At 41.0% G+C, this 23,681-nt stretch carries 16 protein-coding genes; 14 read left to right on the top strand and 2 right to left on the bottom strand.

What is annotated here, in order from left to right; all coding sequences use genetic code 11:
- Positions 1–7 precede the first annotated feature (7 nt).
- The gene (amaB, locus tag AC570I_RS06535) at positions 8–1,549 is read left to right on the top strand and encodes an L-piperidine-6-carboxylate dehydrogenase (RefSeq protein ID WP_497404837.1); all 1,542 of its coding nucleotides are present in this window, start codon (positions 8–10) and stop codon (positions 1,547–1,549) included.
- Positions 1,550–1,568: 19 nt separating this feature from the next.
- Complete coding sequence (locus tag AC570I_RS06530) at positions 1,569–2,285, top strand: 3-ketoacyl-ACP reductase (RefSeq protein ID WP_497404836.1); 717 nt, start codon at positions 1,569–1,571, stop codon at positions 2,283–2,285.
- 50 nt (positions 2,286–2,335) lie between these two features.
- Here AC570I_RS06530 and AC570I_RS06525 read toward each other — a convergent pair whose 3' ends face one another.
- On the bottom strand, positions 2,336–4,162 hold the full coding sequence (locus AC570I_RS06525; RefSeq protein WP_497404835.1) for a DUF4153 domain-containing protein: 1,827 nt from the start codon (positions 4,160–4,162) through the stop codon (positions 2,336–2,338).
- 119 nt (positions 4,163–4,281) lie between these two features.
- Between AC570I_RS06525 and AC570I_RS06520 the strand changes: the two genes are divergently transcribed.
- Together AC570I_RS06520 and AC570I_RS06515 are read left to right on the top strand one after the other, a co-directional pair.
- A complete protein-coding gene (locus AC570I_RS06520) occupies positions 4,282–7,095 on the top strand; it encodes an outer membrane beta-barrel family protein (protein WP_497404834.1) in 2,814 nt (937 codons plus the stop codon).
- Positions 7,096–7,097: 2 nt separating this feature from the next.
- Positions 7,098–7,880, top strand: coding sequence for a GLPGLI family protein (locus tag AC570I_RS06515; protein WP_497404833.1), 783 nt, complete (start codon positions 7,098–7,100; stop codon positions 7,878–7,880).
- Between the two features lie 77 nt (positions 7,881–7,957).
- Here the strand turns inward: AC570I_RS06515 and AC570I_RS06510 are convergent, their stop codons facing one another.
- Positions 7,958–9,589: a glycoside hydrolase family 43 protein gene (locus AC570I_RS06510; RefSeq protein ID WP_497404832.1), complete on the bottom strand. Its 1,632-nt coding sequence runs from the start codon at positions 9,587–9,589 to the stop codon at positions 7,958–7,960.
- 286 nt (positions 9,590–9,875) lie between these two features.
- Between AC570I_RS06510 and AC570I_RS06505 the strand changes: the two genes are divergently transcribed.
- From AC570I_RS06505 to AC570I_RS06460, 10 genes are all read left to right on the top strand, one after another.
- A complete protein-coding gene (locus tag AC570I_RS06505) occupies positions 9,876–10,826 on the top strand; it encodes a pectinesterase family protein (RefSeq protein WP_497404831.1) in 951 nt (316 codons plus the stop codon).
- A gap of 162 nt (positions 10,827–10,988) precedes the next feature.
- Positions 10,989–12,662 (top strand): glycoside hydrolase family 28 protein, encoded by a 1,674-nt coding sequence (locus AC570I_RS06500; protein ID WP_497404830.1) that lies wholly within the window; start codon positions 10,989–10,991, stop codon positions 12,660–12,662.
- A 5-nt stretch (positions 12,663–12,667) separates the two neighbouring features.
- Positions 12,668–14,599, top strand: a complete 1,932-nt coding sequence (locus AC570I_RS06495) for a glycoside hydrolase family 88 protein (RefSeq protein ID WP_497404829.1) — start codon at positions 12,668–12,670, stop codon at positions 14,597–14,599.
- Positions 14,600–14,683: 84 nt separating this feature from the next.
- Complete coding sequence (gene pelA, locus AC570I_RS06490; RefSeq protein ID WP_497404828.1) at positions 14,684–15,700, top strand: pectate lyase; 1,017 nt, start codon at positions 14,684–14,686, stop codon at positions 15,698–15,700.
- A 29-nt stretch (positions 15,701–15,729) separates the two neighbouring features.
- Complete coding sequence (locus AC570I_RS06485) at positions 15,730–17,241, top strand: tagaturonate reductase (protein WP_047800086.1); 1,512 nt, start codon at positions 15,730–15,732, stop codon at positions 17,239–17,241.
- A 3-nt stretch (positions 17,242–17,244) separates the two neighbouring features.
- Positions 17,245–18,891: a UxaA family hydrolase gene (locus AC570I_RS06480; RefSeq protein WP_047800087.1), complete on the top strand. Its 1,647-nt coding sequence runs from the start codon at positions 17,245–17,247 to the stop codon at positions 18,889–18,891.
- Between the two features lie 89 nt (positions 18,892–18,980).
- Positions 18,981–20,381 carry a glucuronate isomerase gene (uxaC, locus tag AC570I_RS06475; RefSeq protein ID WP_497404827.1) on the top strand — a complete coding sequence of 467 codons (1,401 nt, stop codon included), beginning with the start codon at positions 18,981–18,983 and terminating at the stop codon, positions 20,379–20,381.
- 114 nt (positions 20,382–20,495) lie between these two features.
- Positions 20,496–21,551, top strand: a complete 1,056-nt coding sequence (locus AC570I_RS06470; protein ID WP_497404826.1) for a PfkB family carbohydrate kinase — start codon at positions 20,496–20,498, stop codon at positions 21,549–21,551.
- The gene (locus tag AC570I_RS06465) at positions 21,544–22,206 is read left to right on the top strand and encodes a bifunctional 4-hydroxy-2-oxoglutarate aldolase/2-dehydro-3-deoxy-phosphogluconate aldolase (protein WP_047800089.1); all 663 of its coding nucleotides are present in this window, start codon (positions 21,544–21,546) and stop codon (positions 22,204–22,206) included. The genes AC570I_RS06470 and AC570I_RS06465 overlap by 8 nt, the downstream gene beginning before the upstream one ends.
- Before the next feature lie 19 nt (positions 22,207–22,225).
- Complete coding sequence (locus AC570I_RS06460) at positions 22,226–23,665, top strand: MFS transporter (RefSeq protein WP_047800090.1); 1,440 nt, start codon at positions 22,226–22,228, stop codon at positions 23,663–23,665.
- Positions 23,666–23,681 lie beyond the last annotated feature (16 nt).

Here is a 23,681-nt window from a genome sequence, read left to right as displayed (position 1 = left end):
TAGATATATGAATACAGATATTCAGTCTATTTTAAATGAGCTTGGTATAGAAATCAACAATGCCGCTTTCAGTACCGGAAAGGTTTGGGGAGGCAATTTAAACACTGAAAGTTTAGCAAGCTTCTCTCCTGTTGATGGAAAACTCATTGCTACAGCCAAAGTAGCCAGCCCTGGAGACTATGAAACCATTGTAGAAAAAGCAAAAACTGCTTTTGCTCAATGGAAAACCGTTCCTGCACCGAAAAGAGGTGAAGTGGTGCGCCAGTTTGGTGATGCATTGAGGCAGAAGAAAGAAGCTTTAGGAACACTGGTTTCTTATGAGATGGGTAAAAGTCTTCAGGAAGGGCTTGGGGAAGTTCAGGAGATGATAGATATCTGCGATTTTGCCGTAGGACTGTCACGTCAGCTTTATGGTTTAACCATGCATAGCGAAAGGCCGGGCCACAGGATGTATGAGCAATGGCATCCGCTTGGGATTGTAGGTATCATTTCAGCATTCAATTTCCCTGTGGCGGTGTGGAGCTGGAATGCTGCCCTGGCATTAGTCTGTGGCAATGTTTGCATCTGGAAACCATCAGAAAAAACACCGCTAACCGCAATAGCCTGTCAGCACATTATTGCGGATGTTTTTAAGCAAAATGATGTAGCAGATGGCGTTTGCAACCTGATTTTAGGTGACCGGGTAGTTGGTGAATTAATGACAAATGACAGCAGGATTCCTTTAATTTCGGCAACAGGATCTACCCGGATGGGTAAAGAGGTTGCTGCTACAGTGGGCGCACGCCTGGGGAAAAGCCTTTTAGAATTAGGTGGTAATAATGCGATCATCATTTCTGAACATGCGGATTTGGATATGAGTTTGATAGGTGCGGTGTTCGGTGCCGTAGGTACTGCCGGGCAACGTTGTACATCCACCCGGAGGTTGATTATTCACGAAAGTGTGTATGACGCGTTTAAAGAGAAGCTGGTTAAAGCTTATGATCAGTTACGTATCGGCAACCCCCTTGATGAGCATAATCACGTGGGGCCACTTATAGATCAGGATGCTGTTGCAGCTTATCTTGATTCGATACAGAAATGTAAAGTGGAAGGTGGTAATTTTATTGTAGAGGGCGGCGTTTTAACAGGTGATCATTATACCAGTGGCTGTTATGTGAGGCCTTGCATCGCTGAAGTAAAGAATGAATACAAAATTGTGCAGCATGAAACCTTCGCTCCTATTCTTTACCTGATTAAATATGGTACACTGGAAGAGGCGATTGCGCTACAAAATGGCGTGCCCCAGGGTTTGTCATCGGCAATTATGACTTTGAATTTGAGGGAAGCCGAGCAATTCTTATCTGCTACAGGTTCTGATTGTGGTATTGCAAATGTGAACATCGGCACATCAGGCGCCGAAATTGGTGGGGCTTTTGGTGGTGAAAAAGAAACAGGCGGCGGTAGGGAAAGCGGATCGGATGCCTGGAAAGCCTACATGCGCAGGCAAACGAATACCATCAATTATTCGGATACTTTGCCCTTGGCACAGGGGATTAAATTTGATTTGTAGTAAAAATAACATCATTAAAATGGAAAATATATCAGGGAAAAATGCATTAATTACTGGTGCAGGAAGAGGGATAGGCAAGGCAATTGCCATTGCCCTGGCGAATGAAGGTGTAAACGTTGCGCTGGTTGGCAGAACCCAAAGTCATCTGGATCAACTTGCTGAAGAGTTAAAGGCATATCATGTTAAGGTGGCTACCGCTACGGCTGATGTAGCAAATCTGGACTCGGTAAACAGTGCTGTTGAGAAAATACAGTCAGAACTTGGATTTATTGATATCCTGATCAACAATGCCGGAATCGGGAAGTTTGCAAAGTTTTTAGAGCTTGATCCAACCGAATGGCAGGAAGTAATACAAACCAATTTAATCGGTACTTATTTCGTGACCCGTGCTGTTGTTCCGCAAATGATGAAGAAGCAAACCGGAGATATCATTAATATTTCCAGCTCATCTGCTTTTAGTCCTGCGGCTGTAACCAGTGCTTATTCTGCCTCAAAAGCAGCGGTTAATGCATTTTCGACTTCTCTGATGCAGGAAATGAGGAAGCATAACATCAGGGTTACTGCACTAGCACCAAGTACCACTGCTACGGATATGGCAATTGATCTGAAGTTAACAGATGGCAACCCGGATAAGGTGATGCAACCTGAAGATCTGGCTGAATTGATTATTGCACATCTGAAGTTAAACAGAAGGATTTTTATTAAAGACGTTTCTGCCTGGTCTACCAACCCCTAAACTGATAGCGTTACTAAATGACCATTTAGTAACGCTATTGATATTTTTTGCTAAAGCTTTTTAATAAGTAAATAGCTTTTGGAATCTCCCCAGTTTCTCGCAATCTCCGTGTCATCGTCAGGATAATAGGTTTGTTGCAGCGAAGTAATAACAACTGTATATTCATAACCTGCCAGTGTTTTGCTAAACTGCATCAGCTTTCCGGGATAATAAAATTCCTGCTTATTTTTTGTTGCTTTCAGGCTATCTCTCTTGAAGGCGGGTATGGCTTCTTTGAAAATTTTGTTTACGTCAATGTATAAGACTTCTATTGCATCTACTGATAAGGTCAGGTTGTTTCCTGCATTATTGCTATTGGTTTCTATTTTATGGCCATTTACCACGAAACTTTTAGGCTGCGGGTAAGTGTTCATCTCTATTGCATAATCATAGCCCTTAACCTTTAAAATCTCATTTTCATCATTCACCAGTGTGAAACTAATGCTCTTTCTGGCAGTCTCTCCTTCGTCTTTTATCTTTAGCAAGGCCATTGCCGTATCTATTTTATCTTCCCGCTGCTTATAGACGTAATCATTTTTAAGTTCTATTTTACGTTCAATTTCAGAAAGGTCTTTTTTAACAAATGGCTGAAGGATGGCTAACCCATGGGCTTGTATGAGGTATCTGATTACGGATGGTCTCTCTTTCAGGTCTTCAGGTTTCTTCGATTTCAACATTCTTTCCAGTCGGTTCAGCTGCGAATACTTTGAAACTGAAAACGCACTCTGCGGGCCATAAGTAGCCAGCAGAGCAATGAGGCAAAGGCTTACAGGAATGGTTTTGATGTTTTGCTTTTTACTGTACAGGAAGTAGATTGTAATGGCCGCCAGCCACAAAGCCAATACGATGATGATGTACCGGCTTTCGGTAATTCCATAATGCCCCACACGTTTTGATACGGCAAGTGTTAGCAGTATGATTAATGGGATAAGCATGACGTAAAAAAACTTAGAAAATAATTTAATCCAGCCATTGCCGGCAGTATCCTTTATTGGGTAAATTAACAGCAACGATAATATGCCAAAAACAGCGTAACCCAATACTAAGCTCGATACAAGGCCTTTGGGTAATTGCCAAAGGATGATGATCTTGATTTCATAAACCAATAGTATGGCCAGGTAAATGGTCATCAGCGGAATGAGCACGAACTGGGTAAATATTTTTAAACCTTTTGGATAACTGTGATCTTCATTTAGGCCGGGAATATCTGTAGGTAGCCCAGAAAGGAAGAATATGGTATTGAAGCCTGCAGTAATAATGGCAAAAACTATCATGTAGGTAGACCATCTGATATCTGCTGCAAATAGACCGTCTATGGCAACCAGGGCAATTGCCAGTCCTGCAAACAGCACCGCCGAATATAAGGCTGATGTTAGAAACCGCAGGAAGAGGATTTTATTAAACTGCCAGAACCCCTGAGTATTGTCACTGCCCGTAAATGGGGAAAAAGCGACTAAAAGATGAAATGCGAAGGCCAGCAGCACAATCCTGAACATGTCTGCAATTCGATGGATTGGGTCAAGCAGAAAGAAAAGCAGCACGCAAAAGGCAAGCGCAACCATTCGTAACATCCATTTTTTTACAATTGGATAATTGTTTCGTTCTGCAAATAAATCCAGTGCCAGCATAAATGCCAGTGCCAGGTTCATCATCATGATACACTTTATGAGCGTATCACGAAGTTCTTCGTGTAATTCAGTTCGCTGCCTGTAATCGGAAAGGTGAATATAATAACACCAGCAAAATGTAGCGCAAAGCGCAAATAAAAATTCAAGCGGGAACCGTTTAATGACGTTTATTAATCCGGTGTAAAGATGATTTAGAGATGGAAGCTTCATATTTGCGTTTCATAGAATATGTAGTGAAGATAATACATTATTTTTTGTTAAAAAAGGTTAAAACGTTTTATAAAACTAAGGGATTAGTTTACCTTAGGAAAAACAAAACAATCTACTTAATGAAACGACTCTTACTCTCTATGTGCCTGCTGTTTTCCTTTGGCACATGTTTAAAGGCGCAAACCCAGCAGCACAGCATTAAAGGCCGCACGATCGATACTGCTTCAACAACATTACTGTCTGGAACATCCGTGGCGATTTTAAATGCCAAAGACTCTACACTGGTGAAATTTACACGCACATCTGAAAATGGGACTTTTGAACTCAATGGCATAAAAAACGGTAAGTTCATTTTATTAGCCTCTTATCCAAAATATGCCGACTTTGTGGAGCATTTTACCCTCGATTCAACTACCCAGGTCAAAGACTTTGGGAAGATAAATTTAACAGGCATGGCAAAGCTTTTAGCCGATGTCATTATTAAGGGTAACCGCGCAGCGATGAAAATAAAAGGGGACACTGTTGAGTTTGACCCTAAAGCTTTTAATATCGAGCCCAATTCGAAAGTAGAAGATTTGCTTAAGCAGTTTCCAGGTATACAGGTAGATAAAGACGGAAAGATTACCGCACAGGGTAAAACTGTTCAGAAAGTATTGGTTGATGGGGAAGAGTTTTTCGGCGACGACCCAACGCTGGTAACCAAAAACCTGCGCGCAGATATGGTTGAATCTGTTCAGCTTTACGACAAAGCGAGTGATCAGGCCAGTTTTACCGGTATCGACGACGGTGAAAAAACCAAAACAATTAATGTGAAACTGAAAGAGGATAAAAAGAATGGTTATTTTGGTAAAGCACAGGGCGGGTATGGAACTGATGATTATTATACCGGACAATTGATGCTAAACAAGTTCTGGGGTAAAAAGAAGTTTTCTGCCTATGGTATTTTTGGCAATAACGGTACAGTTGGTTTAGGATGGGATGACCGGGATAAATATAGCGGTAGCGCCATGACGATGAGCGACGATGGATATATGTATTTCAGTTCAGGTGGCGATGATTTTGATAGTTACGACGGGCAATATAACGGTGAGGGCTTACCGGTAGCACGAACGGGAGGTTTGCATTTCGACAGTAAGTGGAATAAAGACAAAGAATCGCTAAATACGAACTACAAAATCGGATCAATACGGGTAAGTGGCGACCGGAATACCATTAGCCAGAATAATCAAACTGCTGGGGTGATCAATAACGTGTCGGATCAATACAACAATAATGATATGTTCAGGCAGAAACTGGATGCCACTTACGAAATTAAATTAGATACCACGTTAACGCTTAAAGTAAGTGTTGATGGAACCTTAAAAGAAAGTAACACCTTCAATAGATATAACACTGAAAGCCGGAATGGCGCTGGTTCGCTTATTAATTCAACAGACAGGAAGCTCGAGAACAATGTAAAGGATCAGGTGTTTAATGCCACTGCTTTACTAACCAAGCGGCTTAAGAAAAAAGGACGTACCCTTTCGTTAAGTTTAAGTGAATCAATCAACAAAAGTGATACGGAAGGTTATCTAAACTCGGATAATAAATTTTATGCAACAGGTAGGCCTGACAGTTTGATTAATCAGTATAAGGTTAACCAGATTACCAATTCCACTTTCAGGTCTAATCTGGCTTATACTGAACCCATAACGGCTTCTTTAAGTGTGATTGTGAATTATGGATTGAGTTTAATGAATGGTCAATCAGACCGTAAATCTTTTAATCAATCTGTAAATGGTGTTTACAATATTTTAGATACTGAGTTTAGTAATGATTATGAACTGGACCAGATCATTAATCAGGGCGGGGCTGTATTTAATTATAAAAAAGGAAAATCAATTGCAACCTTAGGCTCCAAGTTCAGCGGGGTTAACTTCAAACAGTTCGATGTATATAACAACAGGTCGTATACGCGTAATTTTGTCAATTATATGCCTCAGGCTTCCTATCAGTATCGGTTTTCACAGCAGAAATCATTAAGGTTTAATTATAACGGTAACACGAATCAACCTACCCTGGAGCAAATTCAGCCTATTCGTGTCAATACGGATCCATTGAATATTACGCTTGGTAACCCCGAATTGCGCCCATCTTTCAGAAGCAGTATAAGCGCAAATTATAACTCTTATAAAGTGATTTCCGATCAGTCAATCTGGCTAAGCGCCTATTACAGCTTTACTGCAAATCCGATTGTGAGCGATGTGGTTACGGAGACATCGACAGCAAAGAGTACTTATAAATCTGTCAATCTTTCTAATGAAATACCATCAAACTTTTCATTTAATGGTCAAACGAGCAGAAAAATAAAAGGCATTGATATGAACGTTGGTATTAACGGTTATGTATACGGAAATACCTCTTACAATTACATTACCAGCCTTGTAAATGGTGTTGGTAACCGGGTGTTAAACAATACAAAAAATTATGTTTATCAGGGTGGGGTTAACATTTCAAAATATAAGGAGAAAAAGTATAATTTCTACGGACGTTTTGGGCCTACCTACAATGTTGCCAGGGCGAGTGTGAATACTTCCAGTAACAGTGATGGATGGGGATGGGACGGTTATGGAAGAATTGAAGTCCAGCTTCCGGGTAAATTTGAGGCTTATACTGACGGGCAATACGAGTTTAAGGGAGCAACCCAAACCTTTAACCAGGATTTTTCGCGTTTTCTCTGGAACGCTTCGGTATCTAAAAAGTTTTTCAAATCGCAAAATTTGAAGGCCTCTTTAGCAGTGAACGATATCCTTAATCAAAATGTTGGTTTTGACCGTTCTGCATCGAATGGGAACATAACACAAAGTAGCTATACTACTATTCAACGATACTTTTTGTTCTCCTTAATATGGGATTTTAGTAAAATGGGTGGTGGTCTTCAAACAAAAAAATAATCATGAAAAAAACGCTTAAATATCTCATCATTACTACAATTACTTTCTTTAATGCAAACCTGTTTGCTCAAAATGTACACTTCGTTCAAAACGGGGTAATCGAGTTTGAGAAAAGATCGAATATGTATGCCATTATCAAAAAGAAGATTAATAAGGAAAACGAATCCTGGTACGGACCGGCTTTTGATCAGTATAAGAAAAATTTTCCTCAGTTTAAAGTCTCAAAAAGTAGCCTGAGTTTCACAAAAGACAGAAGTTTATATAAATGGACTTCGCCTGAAGAGACGATGAGCAACAACTGGGTAACAAGAGATTTGTTTGCTGATTTAAAGAATACTATTGCTACTGATTTTAATACACAAACAAGTACTTCCCAAAAACGAGTTTACGAGGAAACCTATCTGGTTAAGGATAGTTTGCGTAAAATTAACTGGAAAATTACCGATGAAACACGTGAGATTGCAGGGTATGAATGCAGACGGGCAAATGCGGTGATTATGGATTCAATTTATGTCGTAGCTTATTATACTAATCAGATTGCAGTGTCTGGTGGCCCTGAATCTTTTACAGGCTTGCCTGGCATGATTTTAGGCCTGGCTGTGCCTCATGAGAATATGACCTGGTTTGCTACTAAAGTAACCGAGGTTACCGTTCCTGAAAAAGATCTGACTGCACCAGTAAAAGGAAAACCTACTACAAACGCGGCCCTGGGTAAAATTGTAGCTGGCGCACTAAAAGACTGGGGTTCTGAGGCCTTATCAGCTTCGAAGGTTTTCAATTTTTAGGAGTTCATTGTATTTTAGCAATCCCTTATTTTAGATGGGTAAGCTCCACGGTAGGTATCCTATTGTGGAGCTATTGATTATTTATCTATTTTAAACCAATCATACTCTGCTACACCAGAATCATTGGTTTGAGTATCTCTGATAGAGAATAAACCTAATTTTGCACCGATCCATTGTCCGGCTGTTGCCTGAAATTCTTCACCAGCATTAACGAATTTTATTCCGTCTTCGCTATAACTGAACTGACACTTTGCTCCCTTGAAAACCTGTACACGCAATTGCAGCTGTCCGGATTTAAGTTTTATGATCTCTTTCTTATCTTCTGTTTTTCCTTTATCTGCATTGTGACATATGCTGTAAACAAGATACAGTCCTTCCTTTTTACTCTTAATACTGAGCTGAGCATAACTCCTGCCCATTACTACAAGTCCTGTTTGTTCATTCTCCAACTTCGGATTGGGTTTGAAGTAGACTTTTGTTGTCGCCACAAATTCCTCCGCAGGAAACTTCTGCATCAGTAAATTTGGCACATCCCAAAGGTTTTTTGCTTCATCCGGAACTTTTGCGCTGTAGAGTTTTATTACGCCTTTACCTGCGTCAGTAAAATACCAGGCGGGTTGAGGATTGGCTTGCCATTGCCATTGCAAACCTAAATCGACAGTGTTGAATTCATCACTTTCTGCTGGTGTTGTAACCGGATAAGTCTTACCAACATCGGGCTTTTTGTAAATCATTACAGGCTCACCCTTTCCATCACCGTCTTTATCTGTTCCTATAACAGGCCAGTCGTTCACCCATTTCATGGGTTGCAGGTGCACAACTCTTCCGTAAGCATCTTTATCCTGAAAATGTAAAAACCAGTCTTCAGCCGTTTGTGTATTTACCCATGCACCTTGATGAGGGCCGTTAACTGTTGAATTACCCTGGTCCATCACTACTTTTCGTTCGTACGGACCGAATACATTTTTACTTCTCAGCACCAGTTGCCACCCTGTTGAAACACCCCCGGCAGGCGCAAACAAATAATAATATCCATTCCTTTTATAAAACTTAGGTCCTTCAATGGTAGGGTCGAGTTCATGTCCATCGTAAACAATTCTACCCCTCGCTGTTGCAGTTGTTCCATCGGCAGATAAGGGCATTATTGCCAACAGACTTTTAATCCCTGCGCGGCTTCCTGCATAGGCATAGGCCAGGTAGGCTTTTCCGTCATCATCCCACAGCGGGCACGGATCAATGAGGCCCTTTCCACTTGCTACCAGTTGGGGGGTGGACCATTCGCCGGTAATGCGCTTTGCTTTGGTCAGGTAAATTCCGAAGTCCGGATCGGGGTAATAAATGTAAAACTCGCCGTTTCTGTACCGGATAGACGGTGCCCATACGCCATTTCCGTGCTGTGTTTTTTCGAAATGTTCAAATGGTGGCTGGCGTTTCAAAGCGTGTCCGATGATTTTCCAGTTAACCAGGTCTTTTGAATGAAGGATGGGTAGGCCAGGTATGGCATCGAAACTGGAAGCAACCATATAAAAATCATCACCTATGCGAATGGCATCAGGATCTGAATAGTCTGCATTCAGAACGGGGTTTTTATAGGTTCCGTTGCCCTGATCAGATACCCACACCTTTGATACTTCAGTTAACTTTTGTGCCTGGGTGGAACCATTCGCCAAAAGGCTGATAGCAAGCATGGAGTGCAATAAGTATTTCATTTGCATTATATTTGGTTAGCGGTAAATTGCTCAAAATCTGCAGCCACATGATGCTGGTAGTCTATAACCGCAAATGTTGACTTGTAAACAAGATTAAGCATTTTTTATTTTATGCCAAATGTTTACTGTGCAATCGTTCCCGACATCGTTTGCGCTGTTTATTATTAATTTTTTTCTTTCTCCCGATTAATTATGTCTAACATTGTTTATCATATATTTAAAACACGGCTGCGTGGTAAAGTTTATTCTTTTACGTGGCCGATTTTATTTTAGCCTAACCAGATTTATGAAATCCATTATCCTATTTTTATTAACCACCATTTCTTTTGCCGCAAATGCAATGGAGATTAAAGCAGATTTTGTAGTCGCTGCAGACGGAAGCGGTAACTTTAAAACTGTACAGGAAGCCATTCATGCCGTTCCTGATTTTAGAAATAAAGTAACTGTAATTTTTATTAAAAAAGGGATTTATAAGGAGAAGCTTATCCTTGCTGCATCTAAAAAAAACGTAAAATTTATTGGGGAGAGTTTGAACGAAACCATTTTAACCTATGATGATTATGCACAGAAGAAAAACGCTTTTGGGGAAGAAAAAGGCACTTCCGGCTCATCGAGTTTCTACATTTACGGTGAGGGATTCTCTGCTGAAAACATCACCTTCGAAAATTCGTCTGGTCCGGTTGGCCAGGCCGTTGCCGTTTGGGCAGGAGGAGATAAGTCTGTTTTCATAAACTGCCGATTTTTAGGGTTTCAGGATACATTGTATACCTACGGAGGTAATAACCGCCAATATTATAAGAATTGCTACATTGAAGGAACAGTAGATTATATTTTCGGCGCGGCCACCGCATGGTTCGAGAATTGTATCCTTTTTTGTAAAAAACAGGGATATATTACCGCTGCTTCCACTGCCGATACGACGCGTTATGGTTATGTTTTCAATAACTGCAAGGTAAGGGGCGATGCCCCGACAAACAGTTTTTATCTTGGGCGCCCATGGAGACCATACGCGAAGGTTGTCTTCTTAAATTGCGACTTGCCAGAGCTGATTCGCAGTGAGGGATGGCATAACTGGGGCAAGGCAAGTAATGAACAAACAGCCTATTATGCAGAATATAAAAACAGAGGACAGGGTGCAAACTCTAAAGGCAGGGCAGACTGGTCACACCAGCTTTCGGAAGCTGAGTATAAAAGTTACATTTTGGAAAACGTTTTCCGAGGGTGGTTACCTGAATAACGGTTGAGTGGTAAATAATTATCATTCAATTATTTAAATTGTATTCGTTGCTTTTTTTGTAATGTTTTCCGGCAACGATTGCATAGATTTCTTTTCTCTTTTACACCCAAACAACGTACACTTGTTATTACGATAACCAAGTATAATTTAACAGCACAAATAATGAAACATATTTCTGGTAGTTTATGCCGTTCTAAAATAGCTCTCGCATGTATTTTTTTGTTGTCTGCAGGTTCGGTGATGGCACAGCAAATCCCTAAACTTCCAGTAATTCAGCAGGTTAAATTTAAAAAAGATACGACAAATATTGTTTCTTCAGGTGCCAAAGGCGATGGTATTACTTTAAATACCTCAATGATTAATCAGACAATTTCTGCTGTAAGCAAAAAAGGGGGTGGTGTCGTTTTAATCCCTTCCGGTTTATGGTTAACTGGCCCTATTGAGCTTAAGAGCAACGTAAACCTTCATTTAAAACGGGATGCTATCCTTCAGTTTACCGATGACTTCAGTCAATACAAATTGGTTGAAGGAAATTGGGAGGGACAGCCGGCATGGAGAAATCAAAGTCCGATTTCAGGCACTAATCTCGAAAATATCGCCATTACAGGTTCAGGTATTTTAGATGGAAATGGTGGCGCCTGGCGCATGGTTAAAAAAGATAAGCTTACGGAAACACAGTGGAAGAAATTAATTGCTTCAGGTGGTGTGGTTAGTGAAGACGGGAAAATGTGGTACCCATCCGAAAAAACGGTTAAAGGCTCGAAAACTAAAAATGCCGGGTTGATTGTTCCCGGAAAAACTGCTGCTGATTATGAAGATATTAAAGATTTCTTAAGGCCAAACCTGGTTGTACTTACCAATTGCAAAAAAGTTTTATTAGAAGGAGTTACCTTTCAGAACTCACCGGCATGGAACTTACATCCTCTGCTTTGCCAGGATTTAACGCTACGAAATTTACAGGTGAAAAACCCCTGGTATGCACAAAACGGAGATGGTGTTGATGTTGAATCATGTAAAAATGTACTCATTGAAGGCAGTACATTTGATGTTGGCGACGATGGGATCTGCATTAAATCCGGAAGGGATGAAGCCGGGCGCAAGCGTGGCGTTCCGACCGAAAATGTGATTGTAAGAAATAATGTAGTTTATCACGCACATGGCGGTTTCGTAATCGGTAGTGAAATGAGCGGTGGCGCCAGAAATATCTGGGTTTACGACTGTTCTTTTATCGGTACTGACATTGGCCTGCGTTTTAAAACCACACGTGGAAGAGGAGGTGTAGTAGAAAATATCTACGTAAACAATATTAATATGATCGATATTCCCGGCGAAGCTATTCTGTTCGACATGTATTATGCTGCTGTTGATCCTGTTCCATTGGCAGGGGAGAAGCGTGAGGCAATTAAAACGGTGACAGTACCCGTTACTGAAGCCACACCCCAGTTTAAAAATTTTTATATCAAAGACATTGTTGCAAACGGTGCTGATAAAGCAATTTTTTTTAGGGGTTTACCCGAAATGAATATTAAAGATGTTCATCTTGAAAATGTGACCATCCAGGCAAAAAAAGGGATTGAAATCATCGAGGCTTCAGGTATCTCACTCAAAAATGTCAATGTCATTACCGATGATACCAATCCGATTGTCAGGGTACAGAATGGTACAAACATCAGCTTCAACGGACTTCTATATAAAAACGGTGCTGATCTTCTGTTTGATATCAGTGGCGATAAAACCAGGGGGATAAAAGTTACCGGAACAGATGTATCTAAAGCAAAGAAAACATCGGCATTTGGCGAAGGTATTAATCAATCGGTATTGGAGATTGCAAAATGAAAAACATGAAGAGAACAATTTTATATACAGCGGTAGCCATTTTAGGATGCTCATCTTTGGTTCAAAATAGTTTTGCTCAAAAGAAACTTTCTGAACAGTTGACATTAACTGCGATGGAAAAGCTATTTCAGGATACAACAGTTTTAAAAGGTGCAAAAGGCCCGAGATGGAGTTACGATATGGGAGTTGTGCTCGAAGGTGCAGCGGCGGTTTGGCGCAATACCGGTGATGGGAAGTATTTCAAATACATCCAGTCTTCCATGGATGCCTACCTGGATAAAGAAGGAAATATTGCCACCTATAAAGCTGAAGATTTTAATATCGACAATGTTAAAAATGGCCGCTCTCTCTTGCTGTTATATAAAGTAACTGGTCAGCAAAAATACTTACTGGCTGCTACTCGTTTATACGATCAGTTACAAAAACAGCCCCGTACTAATGAGGGAGGTTTTTGGCATAAAAAAATATATCCTAATCAAATGTGGTTGGATGGCTTGTACATGGGCGAGCCATTTTATGCTGAATACGCCAAACTGATGGAAAAAGATGCTGCTTTCGACGATGTGGCAAAGCAGTTTATCTTAATGGAAAAGAATGCACGTGAAGCAAAAACGGGCTTGCTTTATCATGGTTATGATGAAAGTAAAACAGAGCAATGGGCAGATAAAACTACAGGTCGTTCGCCTAATTTCTGGGCAAGGGCGATGGGTTGGTACATCATGGCTTTGGTTGATGTACTGGATAACTTCCCTGAAAATCATCCGCAACGGAAGGAATTGTTAGCGATATTGAACCGTACGGCAACTGCAACAGTGAAATATCAGGACCAAAAATCAGGTGTTTGGTTTGATATCATGGATATGCCGGCAAGAAAAGGCAACTATCTTGAAAGTTCAGCATCAAGCATGTTCGTTTACGGCCTGGCAAAAGGTGTTCGGAAAGGCTGGTTACCTCAGTCTTTTATGGCAGCTGCAAATAAAGGTTATGCCGGACTGAAAAAGGAATTTATTGAAAATGCCGGTGACGAACGTGTAAACTTAACCAAAACGGTTTCAGTTTCCGGTTTAGGGGGTAAGCCGAAATACCGTGATGGAAGTTTCGATTATTACATCAGCGAAAAGGTGATTACAAATGATCCAAAAGGCATGGGGGCATTTGTATGTGCTGCGGCAGAGATGGAAACAGATGCTTTACCAAAAATTGGTAAAGGCTTAACCGTAACGGTCGATAATTTCTTTAACAACGAATATATAACCGGACCAACCGGGGATAAAATCCCCTTTCATTATGTTTGGGATGAAGATGATAACAACGGATTTGCCTTATTTGGTAAGGTATTCAACGACGCCGGTGTAAAAACAACTACACTGAAATCAGCACCAACAACTGCAAATTTAAAGGCAACTAATATTTATATCATCGTTGATCCGGATACTGAGAAGGAAACTGCCAATCCAAACTTTATGACTGCAGAGCATGCGAAGCAGGTTAGCGAATGGGTAAAAGCTGGCGGCGTACTGGTATTGTTGTTAAATGATGCAGGAAACTGTGAAATCGCGAAATTCAATGTTTTGCCTGAAAGCTTCGGCATTCACTTTAACGAGGATAGCCGCAATAAGGTGCAGGGTGCAAACTTTGAGCAAGGGGCTGTCCAGATACCCGCGGGAAATTCCATATTTAAAACAGCAAAAAAGGTTTACATCAAAGAAATTTCAACCATTGTTGCGAAGAATCCGGCAGCATCCGCTTTAACAGATAAAGGAGATGTAGTTATCGCAACCGCTAAATATGGAAAAGGAACCGTTTTCGCAGTTGGCGATCCCTGGTTTTACAACGAGTATATCGATGGAAGAAAGCTGCCCGCGGAGTTTGAAAACTTCAAAGCCACTAACGATTTGGTAAACTGGTTAATTAAGCAGGTTCCAGGTAAGAAATAAAAATTTGTCGGGGAAATTCAGTAATCACGGTGATAAATTTCCGTGTTAATTGCCAGTTCCAGGACTAAAGATAAACTAGCAAACATGATGAGAATTAAAGTATTATTAACCCTTTTTTGTAGCATGCTGCTTGCGACATCTTACGCGCAGTTCGCAACAGATTCTACTGCAGAAAAAATGCTGGTTTATCAACTCGGAAACGGGGGCTGGCCTAAGCAGCTTGAAGATAAAAGTGTGGTGAATTATGATGCTGCACTCAGTCCGGAATTACTGGCTAAAATTAAGTCAACCAAAGATCTGCATGCAACCTTTGATAACAAAGCCACCAGCAGAGAAGTGATTTATTTGGTTAAGGCATATAAAAAGACCGGGAACAAAGCCTATTTACAGGCTGCCGAAAAAGGGATAGATTATATTTTGACTGCTCAGTATGGAAATGGGGGCTGGCCGCAATATTACCCGGATAAAGCATTGTACCGATCGGAAATTACTTTCAATGATGATGCAATGATCAACGTATTAAACATCCTTCAGGATGTTGCAACCAAAAGAAATGATTTCGAAGCGGTAGATGCCAAATACGTTCCCAAAGCCGCCAAAGCAGTTACGGCAGGAGTAAATTGTATTTTACAAACACAGGTTAAGCAGAATGGTCAGCTGACGATTTGGGCTGCTCAATATGACAAAGATTCCCTTCTGCCTGCAAAAGCAAGGAACTTTGAGCCTGCATCACTTGCCACAAGTGAATCGGTTGGTATTGTCCGTTTTCTAATGTCAGTGGATAAACCTTCTGAAGGGATCAAAACTGCTGTAGCGGCTGCTTTGAAATGGTTTGAGACCTATAAGATAAAAGGTTATCGTTTCGACAGGGAAAAAGGAAAAGTGGCAGCGCTCGTAGCCGATGATAGCAGTATGGTTTGGGCCCGGTTTTACGATCTGGAGAAGAACGCTCCTATTTTTGGCGACCGTGACAATACCATCAAGTCTAAACTGGAAGAATTGAGCCCTGAAAGGCGAAGTGGTTACGCATGGTACGGAAACTGGGCGCAAAAATTAATTGAAAAAGAATACCCGAAGTGGTTAGCTGCTAAGGGGAAATAGAAAATTTATATAACGGAAATCGTAAGAACATGATTTTAAACAAGGAGAATTTACAGCACATCAATGGCGAAAAGGTTTTGAAGCCTACAGCAGAAATGTTGGAGTTACCAGAAAAAGTAATCCAATTTGGGACTGGTGTTTTATTGCGCGGTTTGCCTGACTACTTTATTGATAAAGCCAATCATCAGGGGATTTTCAACGGAAGAATAGTGGTGGTTAAAACAACTTCCAAAGCAGGTGTTGATGATTTCGCTGATCAGAATGGTCTATATACGCTTTGCGTAAAAGGCATCGAAGATGGAGTTGTCGTAGAGGAAAACTCCATTAATTCATCTATTAGCCGGGTATTATCGGCTACTTCCGAATGGGAGGAGATTTTAAAAACAGCCCGTCAGCCAGAGATGAAAGTCGTTATTTCCAACACTACTGAAATCGGTATTGTAAAAAGTGAAGATAAGATTACCGATTACCCGCCACAATCTTTTCCGGGTAAACTCCTCGCGTTTCTTTTTGAACGATATCAAGCTTTCAATGGCTCGGAGGAAAGCGGAATGGTTATCGTGCCTACTGAGTTAATCAGCGATAATGCAGATAAGCTCAAGGAAATTATCCTTGACCTCGCTATTCAGAACAAGTTAGGCTGGGATTTCGAAAACTGGCTTAAAACGGCCAACTATTTTTGTAAAACATTGGTAGACCGGATTGTACCTGGCAAACTCCCTGCTGAAGAACAGAAGAAAATTGAGGCAGAATTGGGTTACAGTGATGGTTTAATGATTATGGCAGAGCCATTCAGACTTTGGGCAATTGAATCGTCGAGCGAAAAGGTGAAAGAAATTCTGTCTTTTGCAAAAGCAGACAAAGGTATTTTTATTGTTCCTTCGATAGATAAGTTTAAAGAGTTAAAACTTCGTTTATTAAACGGAACACATACCATTAGTTGTGGACTGGCTATCCTGGCGGGATTTCATACGGTGAAAGAAGCCATGCAGGATGAGGAGTTCTCGGCACACGTACTTGAACTGATGAAAACAGAAATAGCGCCGGTGGTTGAAAATGCCGACATCACTGCTGATGAGGCTATTGCCTTTGCCAATAGTGTTGTAGACCGTTTCAGTAACCCTTTTCTGGAGCACCAGTGGCAGGCAATCACGCTAAACTATACTTCAAAACTGCAGATGCGTAACATGCCTTTAATCAGAGGGTATTACGCGCTTAAGAACGAAGTTCCACAGCTTACAGCTTTAGGTGTAGCAGCGTACATCATTTTTATGAATGTAACCAAAGATGGTGAATCATACAGTGCTCAGGTAAACGGTAAAAACTATCCTATACAGGATGAAATGGCGGATGTTTTGTTCGGTTACTGGCAGAACCCGGAAACGGTTGTAGATAATACGCTTGGCGACAGACGCTTATGGGATAAAAACCTCAATAATTATCCTGGCTTCAATGAAGCCGTAAAATCTTACGTTGAATTATTACAGAATAAAGGTGCAAAGGAAACTTTAAGTAACTTGCATACAGAAAGAACAGCTTAAAAAATGGTAACTAGAATTTTAAAAATCCATCCCAACGACAATGTATTGGTAGCCTTACAGGACCTGGCTAAGGGTGAAACAGTGATATATGATGGACAGGATTATATTTTGCATGATGATATTCAGGCGAAGCACAAATTTTTTATGCAGGATATGAATCCGGGTGACCACATCATGATGTACGGGGTACTGGTGGGAAAGGCGCAGCATTTCATTCCGAAAGGTGGATTGATGGATACCGAAAATACTAAACATGCTTCAGAACCTTTTGAGTTCAAACCTTACCATTATCAATGGCAGGCTCCTGATGTGTCGAAATTTGAGGGGAGAACCTTTAATGGATACCACAGAAGTGATGGCCGGGTAGGCACAGCCAATTACTGGTTGTTTATCCCGACAGTATTTTGTGAAAACCGTAATCTTGATGTGATCCGTGAGGCTTTACACAATGAGCTGGGATATGCTGTAACCGATAAGTATAAATCTTATGCGCATCATCTGGTGGAGGCATATAAGAATGGAGAAAATATTGAAGATGCCGATACCACTTCCATCGGACAGGCAAATCCGGTTGCAAACCGTATTTTTAAAAATGTAGATGGCATTAAATTTTTGAATCATCAGGGAGGTTGCGGAGGTACCCGTCAGGATGCAGCGGTGTTAAGCAAGCTTCTTGCTGCTTATGCCGATCACCCAAATGTTGCGGGAGTTACCGTTTTGAGTTTGGGATGCCAGAATTTACAGGTAAAGGATTTTATGGACGACCTTAAACAGCGGTCTCCAAATTTTGATAAACCTTTATTTGTTTTTGAACAGCAGCAGTCTCAAAGTGAAGAGCAACTGGTAAAAGAAGCCATCAGAAAAACTTTTATCGGCTTAACGGAAATCAATAAAATTGAGCGCCAGCCTGCACCAGTTAGTAAACTGGTTTTAGGTGTAAAATGTGGTGGCAGTGACGGCTTTAGCGGCATCAGTGCAAACCCTGCAGTGGGTTATACTTCAGATTTGCTGGTAGCACTGGGTGGAACCGTTCTTTTAGCGGAATTTCCTGAGCTTTGCGGTGCCGAACAGCAATTGATTGACCGCACAAAAGATGAAACCGCTGCACGTAAATTTATTCAGTTGATGACCGCCTATAACCAGGCTGCTGAAAACGTTGGATCAGGCTTTTTCATGAACCCGTCTCCTGGAAATATCAAAGATGGATTAATAACCGATGCGATTAAAAGTACCGGTGCAGCAAAAAAAGGCGGTACTTCACCGGTTGAAGACGTTTTAGATTACACCGAACCAGCCACGAAGCCAGGATTAAACCTGGTATGTACACCTGGAAACGACGTAGAAGCCACAACGGGTAAAGCAGCTTCTGGTGCAACTTTAATACTGTTTACCACAGGTTTGGGTACACCTACCGGAAACCCTGTGTGTCCGACAATCAAAGTAGCCACTAATAATGTTTTAACCAAACGTATGGGTGATATCATTGATATCAACTGCGGTCCGGTTATCGAAGGGGAAAAAACCATTGAGCAAATGGGTGAAGATATTCTGGAATACTGCATCAGGGCGGCCAGTGGGGAAGTAATTCCTAAGGCGGTTCTGTTGAATCAGGATGACTTTATTCCCTGGAAACGTGGGGTAAGTCTTTAGGCTTTAACGGTTATATCATTAATAAAAATATTTATAGTAAGCGGGCTTTAACAATCGCCCGCCCGCTTTCTCAACTCATAAAGAAAAGCATGAAACCTTTTTTAGACGACAACTTCCTGTTGCAGAACGAAACTGCTGTAAAGTTGTACCACGATTACGCAAAATCGTTACCCATTATCGATTATCATAATCATTTAATTCCGGAACAGATTGCCAACGATAAGCAGTTTGAAAACATTACTCAGGTTTGGTTAGCAGGCGACCACTATAAGTGGAGAGCTATGCGTGCAAACGGGGTTGATGAAAGATATATTACAGGCGATGCTTCGGATTTCGAAAAATTCGAAAAGTGGGCAGAAACGGTGCCTTACACTTTACGAAACCCATTATATCACTGGACACATTTGGAGTTACAAAGGTATTTTGGTATTACCGACATTTTATCGGGTAAAACCGCACGTAAAATCTATGATGAGTGTGCTGCCAAATTACAAACTCCGGAATATTCGGTACGTGGCTTACTGGCGAAAATGAATGTGGAAACCGTTTGTACTACCGATGATCCCCTCGATAGTTTGAACTTTCACCAACAGCTAGCCAGTGAGGGTGTAGCACTTAAAATGTTGCCTGCTTTCCGTCCGGATAAAGCCATGAACAGTGACGATGTAAAAGGATTAAACGAATATATTGATAAGCTGGAAACTGTTTCAGGGATGTCGATTACAAACTTCCTACAGTACATTGATGCCTTAAAGGGCCGTCATGATTATTTTGCTGAAAATGGTTGTTCGGTTTCTGACCATGGCTTGGAGCAAATTTATGCTGAAGATTATACCGATCAGGAGATCACCGCTATCTTCGATAAAATAAGAAGCAAACAAGCCATTTCATACGACGAGAATCTCAAATTTAAATCGGCGATGCTGATTTATTTTGCGGAGTGGGACCACGAAAAAGGTTGGGTACAACAGTACCACTTAGGCGCATTGAGAAACAATAATGCCCGTATGCTGCGCCAGTTAGGGCCTGATACAGGCTGGGACTCGATAGGTGATTTTAGTCAGGCACGAATGCTCTCTAAGTTTTTAAACCGTTTAGATAATCAGGATAAACTGGCTAAAACCATCATTTACAATTTAAATCCTGCCGACAATGAATTAATTGCAACAATGATCGGAAACTTCAACGACGGATCTGTTGCCGGTAAAGTTCAGTTTGGATCAGCATGGTGGTTTTTGGATCAGAAGGACGGAATGATTAAGCAATTAAATGCCCTGTCAAACATGGGCTTGTTGAGCCGCCTGGTAGGAATGTTAACCGATTCGCGAAGTTTCTTATCATTCCCTCGTCATGAGTATTTCAGAAGAATAGTTTGTAACCTGTTTGGAGAGGATATTGAAAACGGTGAACTGCCTGATGATTTAGAGTGGGTGGGTAAAATAGTGCAGGATATTTCGTACTTTAACGCAAAAAATTACTTTACATTTTAACCATTATAAGGCTTTTTGAAAGGAAATCTTTTGAATGATATCATTTCAAACGTTTTCCTTTCCTTTTCATACAGTTGATAGAAACTGCATAAAATGCGCCACTTAAATATAAAAATGAGCGACCAGATATTAACCCTGGTAAAAAAGGGAGAAAAAGTTTTAAGTTTTGGGGAAATACTTTTGCGCATCTGTCCGGATATGGATGGACAATGGCTTAAAGAAAACAAGCTGCCCTTCTATATTGGCGGTGCCGAACTTAATGTAGCTACAGCCTTAGCACTTTGGGAAGTGCCCTCCACTTACCTGTCGGCTATGCCCGATAATTCAATTACCGAGGAAATTGTAGTTTATCTGAACGAAAGAAATGTAGATACCACACCAATGGTTTTTCACGGAGACCGTTTAGGTTTATACTACCTTCCAAAAGGGAAGGATTTGAAAAATGCAGGTGTAATTTACGATAGGGCAAACTCATCCTATGCCGATTTGAAAGTAGGCCAAATCAACTGGGATAGTGTTTTTGAAGGCGTAACCTGGTTTCATTTCAGTGCCATTTGCCCGGCGATAAATCAAAATGTTGCCGATGTTTGTCTGGAAGCCGTTAAAGCAGCTCATGCCAGAAATATTACCATATCCCTTGATTTAAATTTCAGGGCCAAACTCTGGAAATATGGTAAGCAACCCATAGACATTTTACCACAGCTGGCGCAATACGCGACATTAATTATGGGAAATGTGTGGGCGGCAAATAAAATGCTCGGGACTGCTATACATGAAGATTTATTACCATCCGAAGGTTATGCTAAAGAAACTTTGTTACAACAGGCTAATGATACTTCAGCAGAAATTTTAAAGTCTTATCCGTTGTGTAAAGCTGTGGCCAATACATTTCGTTTTGATCATGGTAAAGGCATCAAATATTACACTGCCCTATATGCAGGTAGTACCTTAACCGTATCTCCCGAATACGTATCGGAAGAGATTTTAGATAAGGTAGGCAGTGGCGATTGCTTTATGGCCGGACTGATCTACGGATTTTACCAGGGCCTTTCGGCTTCAGAAACATTGAATTTCGCTACAGCTGCCGCATACGATAAATTATACATTCCGAGTGATGCTACAACCAGCACCGTTTCGGATATAGAAAAAAGAATTATACGCCATGATTAACAACAAACACAAAATATTAGATGCCATTCTGGAGCAGGGTATGCTCCCGCTTTTTTATCAGGATAGTGAAGCGGGGAGTGTAGAAATCCTTCGCACTCTGTATAAAGCAGGTGTTCGTGTTTTTGAATATACCAACAGAGGTAAGTCGGCATTGCCGAACTTTAAAAAGCTAAAAGAAGTTCGTGATGCAGAAATGCCTGATCTTTATCTGGGTATCGGAACGGTAAAAACCCCAGCAGAAGCGCATGCTTTTATCGATGCAGGGACTGATTTTATTGTAGCTCCGATTGTGAACCCTGCTGTTGCAGAAATTGCCAATAAAATTGGTATGCTCTGGATACCGGGGTGTATGACGCCAACTGAAATCAGTGTTGCTCAGGAACACAAAGCGATGTTAATCAAGATTTTTCCAGCCAATATTCTTGGGCCTGACTTTATTTCATCAATCAAAGATTTGTTTGCCGGACAGCTATTTATGCCAACGGGCGGAGTAGAAATTAATGCTGATAACCTCAAAACCTGGTTTAAATCGGGTGTGTGCGCGGTTGGCATGGGTAGTAAATTAATCAGCAAAGAGGTAATGGCTAAAGGTCTTTACGAGGAGCTGCATGATAATACCGTATTAGCGCTGGATCTTATTCAACAAAGCAAGTAACCCTTTTTAACCTAACCAAATGAAACAACCAAAAACAGGCAGCTACAGGTGGACAATATGTTTGCTTCTGTTTCTTGCGACAACAATCAATTATTTAGACAGACAGGTACTTTCGTTAACATGGACTGATTTCATTAAACCAGAATTTCACTGGGACAACAACGACTATGGTAATATTACAGCATTATTTTCAATTTTTTATGCTGTTTCTATGCTTTTCGCTGGCAGACTGGTTGATAAGTTAGATACCAAGAAAGGTTTTCTCTGGGCTATCGGAGTTTGGTCGGTGGGGGCATGTTTACACGCTTTTTGCGGAATTGCCACAGCGGGTATCATCAACGGAAACTGGTTTGTTGGTTTTGAAGGGGCAAAAGAGATCATTGCCCGGGTTAATGATACAGGACTGGTTGTTTCAGTGAGCGTAACACTATTTATTTTTGCCCGATTTGTATTGGCTGTTGGTGAGGCTGGAAATTTTCCTGCTGCCATTAAGGCAACGGCCGAATATTTCCCTAAAAAAGACCGTGCATTTGCAACGAGTATATTCAATGCCGGCGCAACTGTAGGCGCCCTGGCGGCCCCTATTACTATTCCTTTTATAGCCAAAGCTTATGGGTGGGAAATGTCCTTCATCATTATTGGTGCTTTAGGGTTTATATGGATGGGACTATGGGTATTTGTTTATAATAAGCCAGAGCTGCATAAACGGGTCAGTACGGAAGAGCTTGCATATATTCAGCAGGATTTGATTAACGACCGCAAACTGGCAGATTATGTTGAAGAGACTAAAGAAAAAGTTTCCTTTATTGATTGTTTTAAATATAATCAGACCTGGGCCTTTGCTTTCGGTAAATTTATGACAGACGGAGTGTGGTGGTTTTTCTTATTCTGGACTCCTGCCTATCTGAAATCGGTTTATGGAATGGATTCAACACAAAGTGCATTACCTTTGTTCGTGTTGTATATGATTACCCTGCTTTCCATTATCGGAGGTTGGTTGCCAACTTATTTTGTCGATAAAAAAGGAATGAATCCATACGAAGGAAGAATGAGAGCCATGTTGATTTTTGCTTTCTTCCCCCTTCTCGCGCTGGCCGCTCAACCGCTTGGTCACATTACCTATTGGATTCCTGTAATTATTATTGGTATTGCCGGTGCAGCACACCAGGCCTGGTCGGCGAATATCTTTTCCACTGTGGGCGATATGTTCCCGAAAAAAGCAATAGCGACCATCACTGGTATTGGCGGTATGGCAGGTGGAATAGGGTCTTTTATTATCAATAAGGGATCAGGTTTACTTTTCGATTATACGGGTAAAAATAAAATTGTCTTCATGGGCTTTAAAGGAGAGGAAGCCGGTTATTTTATTATCTTCTCTATTTGTGCTGTTTGCTATTTAATCGGCTGGACCGTAATGAAAAGTCTGGTTCCGAAATATAAAGTGATCGAGCTAAAATAAAAACCTTTCCAGGAGG

The sequence above is a fragment of the Pedobacter sp. A2324 genome, assembly GCF_059693705.1.
Note: the sequence above shows the minus strand (reverse complement) of the source record. Positions and strands in the feature narration are given on the sequence as shown.

Coding starts and splice junctions, on each gene's coding strand:
- amaB (WP_497404837.1), top strand. CDS start 8: ATGAATACAGATATTCAGTCTATTTTAAATGAGCTTGGTATAGAAATC.
- AC570I_RS06530 (WP_497404836.1), top strand. CDS start 1,569: ATGGAAAATATATCAGGGAAAAATGCATTAATTACTGGTGCAGGAAGA.
- AC570I_RS06525 (WP_497404835.1), bottom strand. CDS start 4,162: ATGAAGCTTCCATCTCTAAATCATCTTTACACCGGATTAATAAACGTC.
- AC570I_RS06520 (WP_497404834.1), top strand. CDS start 4,282: ATGAAACGACTCTTACTCTCTATGTGCCTGCTGTTTTCCTTTGGCACA.
- AC570I_RS06515 (WP_497404833.1), top strand. CDS start 7,098: ATGAAAAAAACGCTTAAATATCTCATCATTACTACAATTACTTTCTTT.
- AC570I_RS06510 (WP_497404832.1), bottom strand. CDS start 9,589: ATGAAATACTTATTGCACTCCATGCTTGCTATCAGCCTTTTGGCGAAT.
- AC570I_RS06505 (WP_497404831.1), top strand. CDS start 9,876: ATGAAATCCATTATCCTATTTTTATTAACCACCATTTCTTTTGCCGCA.
- AC570I_RS06500 (WP_497404830.1), top strand. CDS start 10,989: ATGAAACATATTTCTGGTAGTTTATGCCGTTCTAAAATAGCTCTCGCA.
- AC570I_RS06495 (WP_497404829.1), top strand. CDS start 12,668: ATGAAGAGAACAATTTTATATACAGCGGTAGCCATTTTAGGATGCTCA.
- pelA (WP_497404828.1), top strand. CDS start 14,684: ATGATGAGAATTAAAGTATTATTAACCCTTTTTTGTAGCATGCTGCTT.
- AC570I_RS06485 (WP_047800086.1), top strand. CDS start 15,730: ATGATTTTAAACAAGGAGAATTTACAGCACATCAATGGCGAAAAGGTT.
- AC570I_RS06480 (WP_047800087.1), top strand. CDS start 17,245: ATGGTAACTAGAATTTTAAAAATCCATCCCAACGACAATGTATTGGTA.
- uxaC (WP_497404827.1), top strand. CDS start 18,981: ATGAAACCTTTTTTAGACGACAACTTCCTGTTGCAGAACGAAACTGCT.
- AC570I_RS06470 (WP_497404826.1), top strand. CDS start 20,496: ATGAGCGACCAGATATTAACCCTGGTAAAAAAGGGAGAAAAAGTTTTA.
- AC570I_RS06465 (WP_047800089.1), top strand. CDS start 21,544: ATGATTAACAACAAACACAAAATATTAGATGCCATTCTGGAGCAGGGT.
- AC570I_RS06460 (WP_047800090.1), top strand. CDS start 22,226: ATGAAACAACCAAAAACAGGCAGCTACAGGTGGACAATATGTTTGCTT.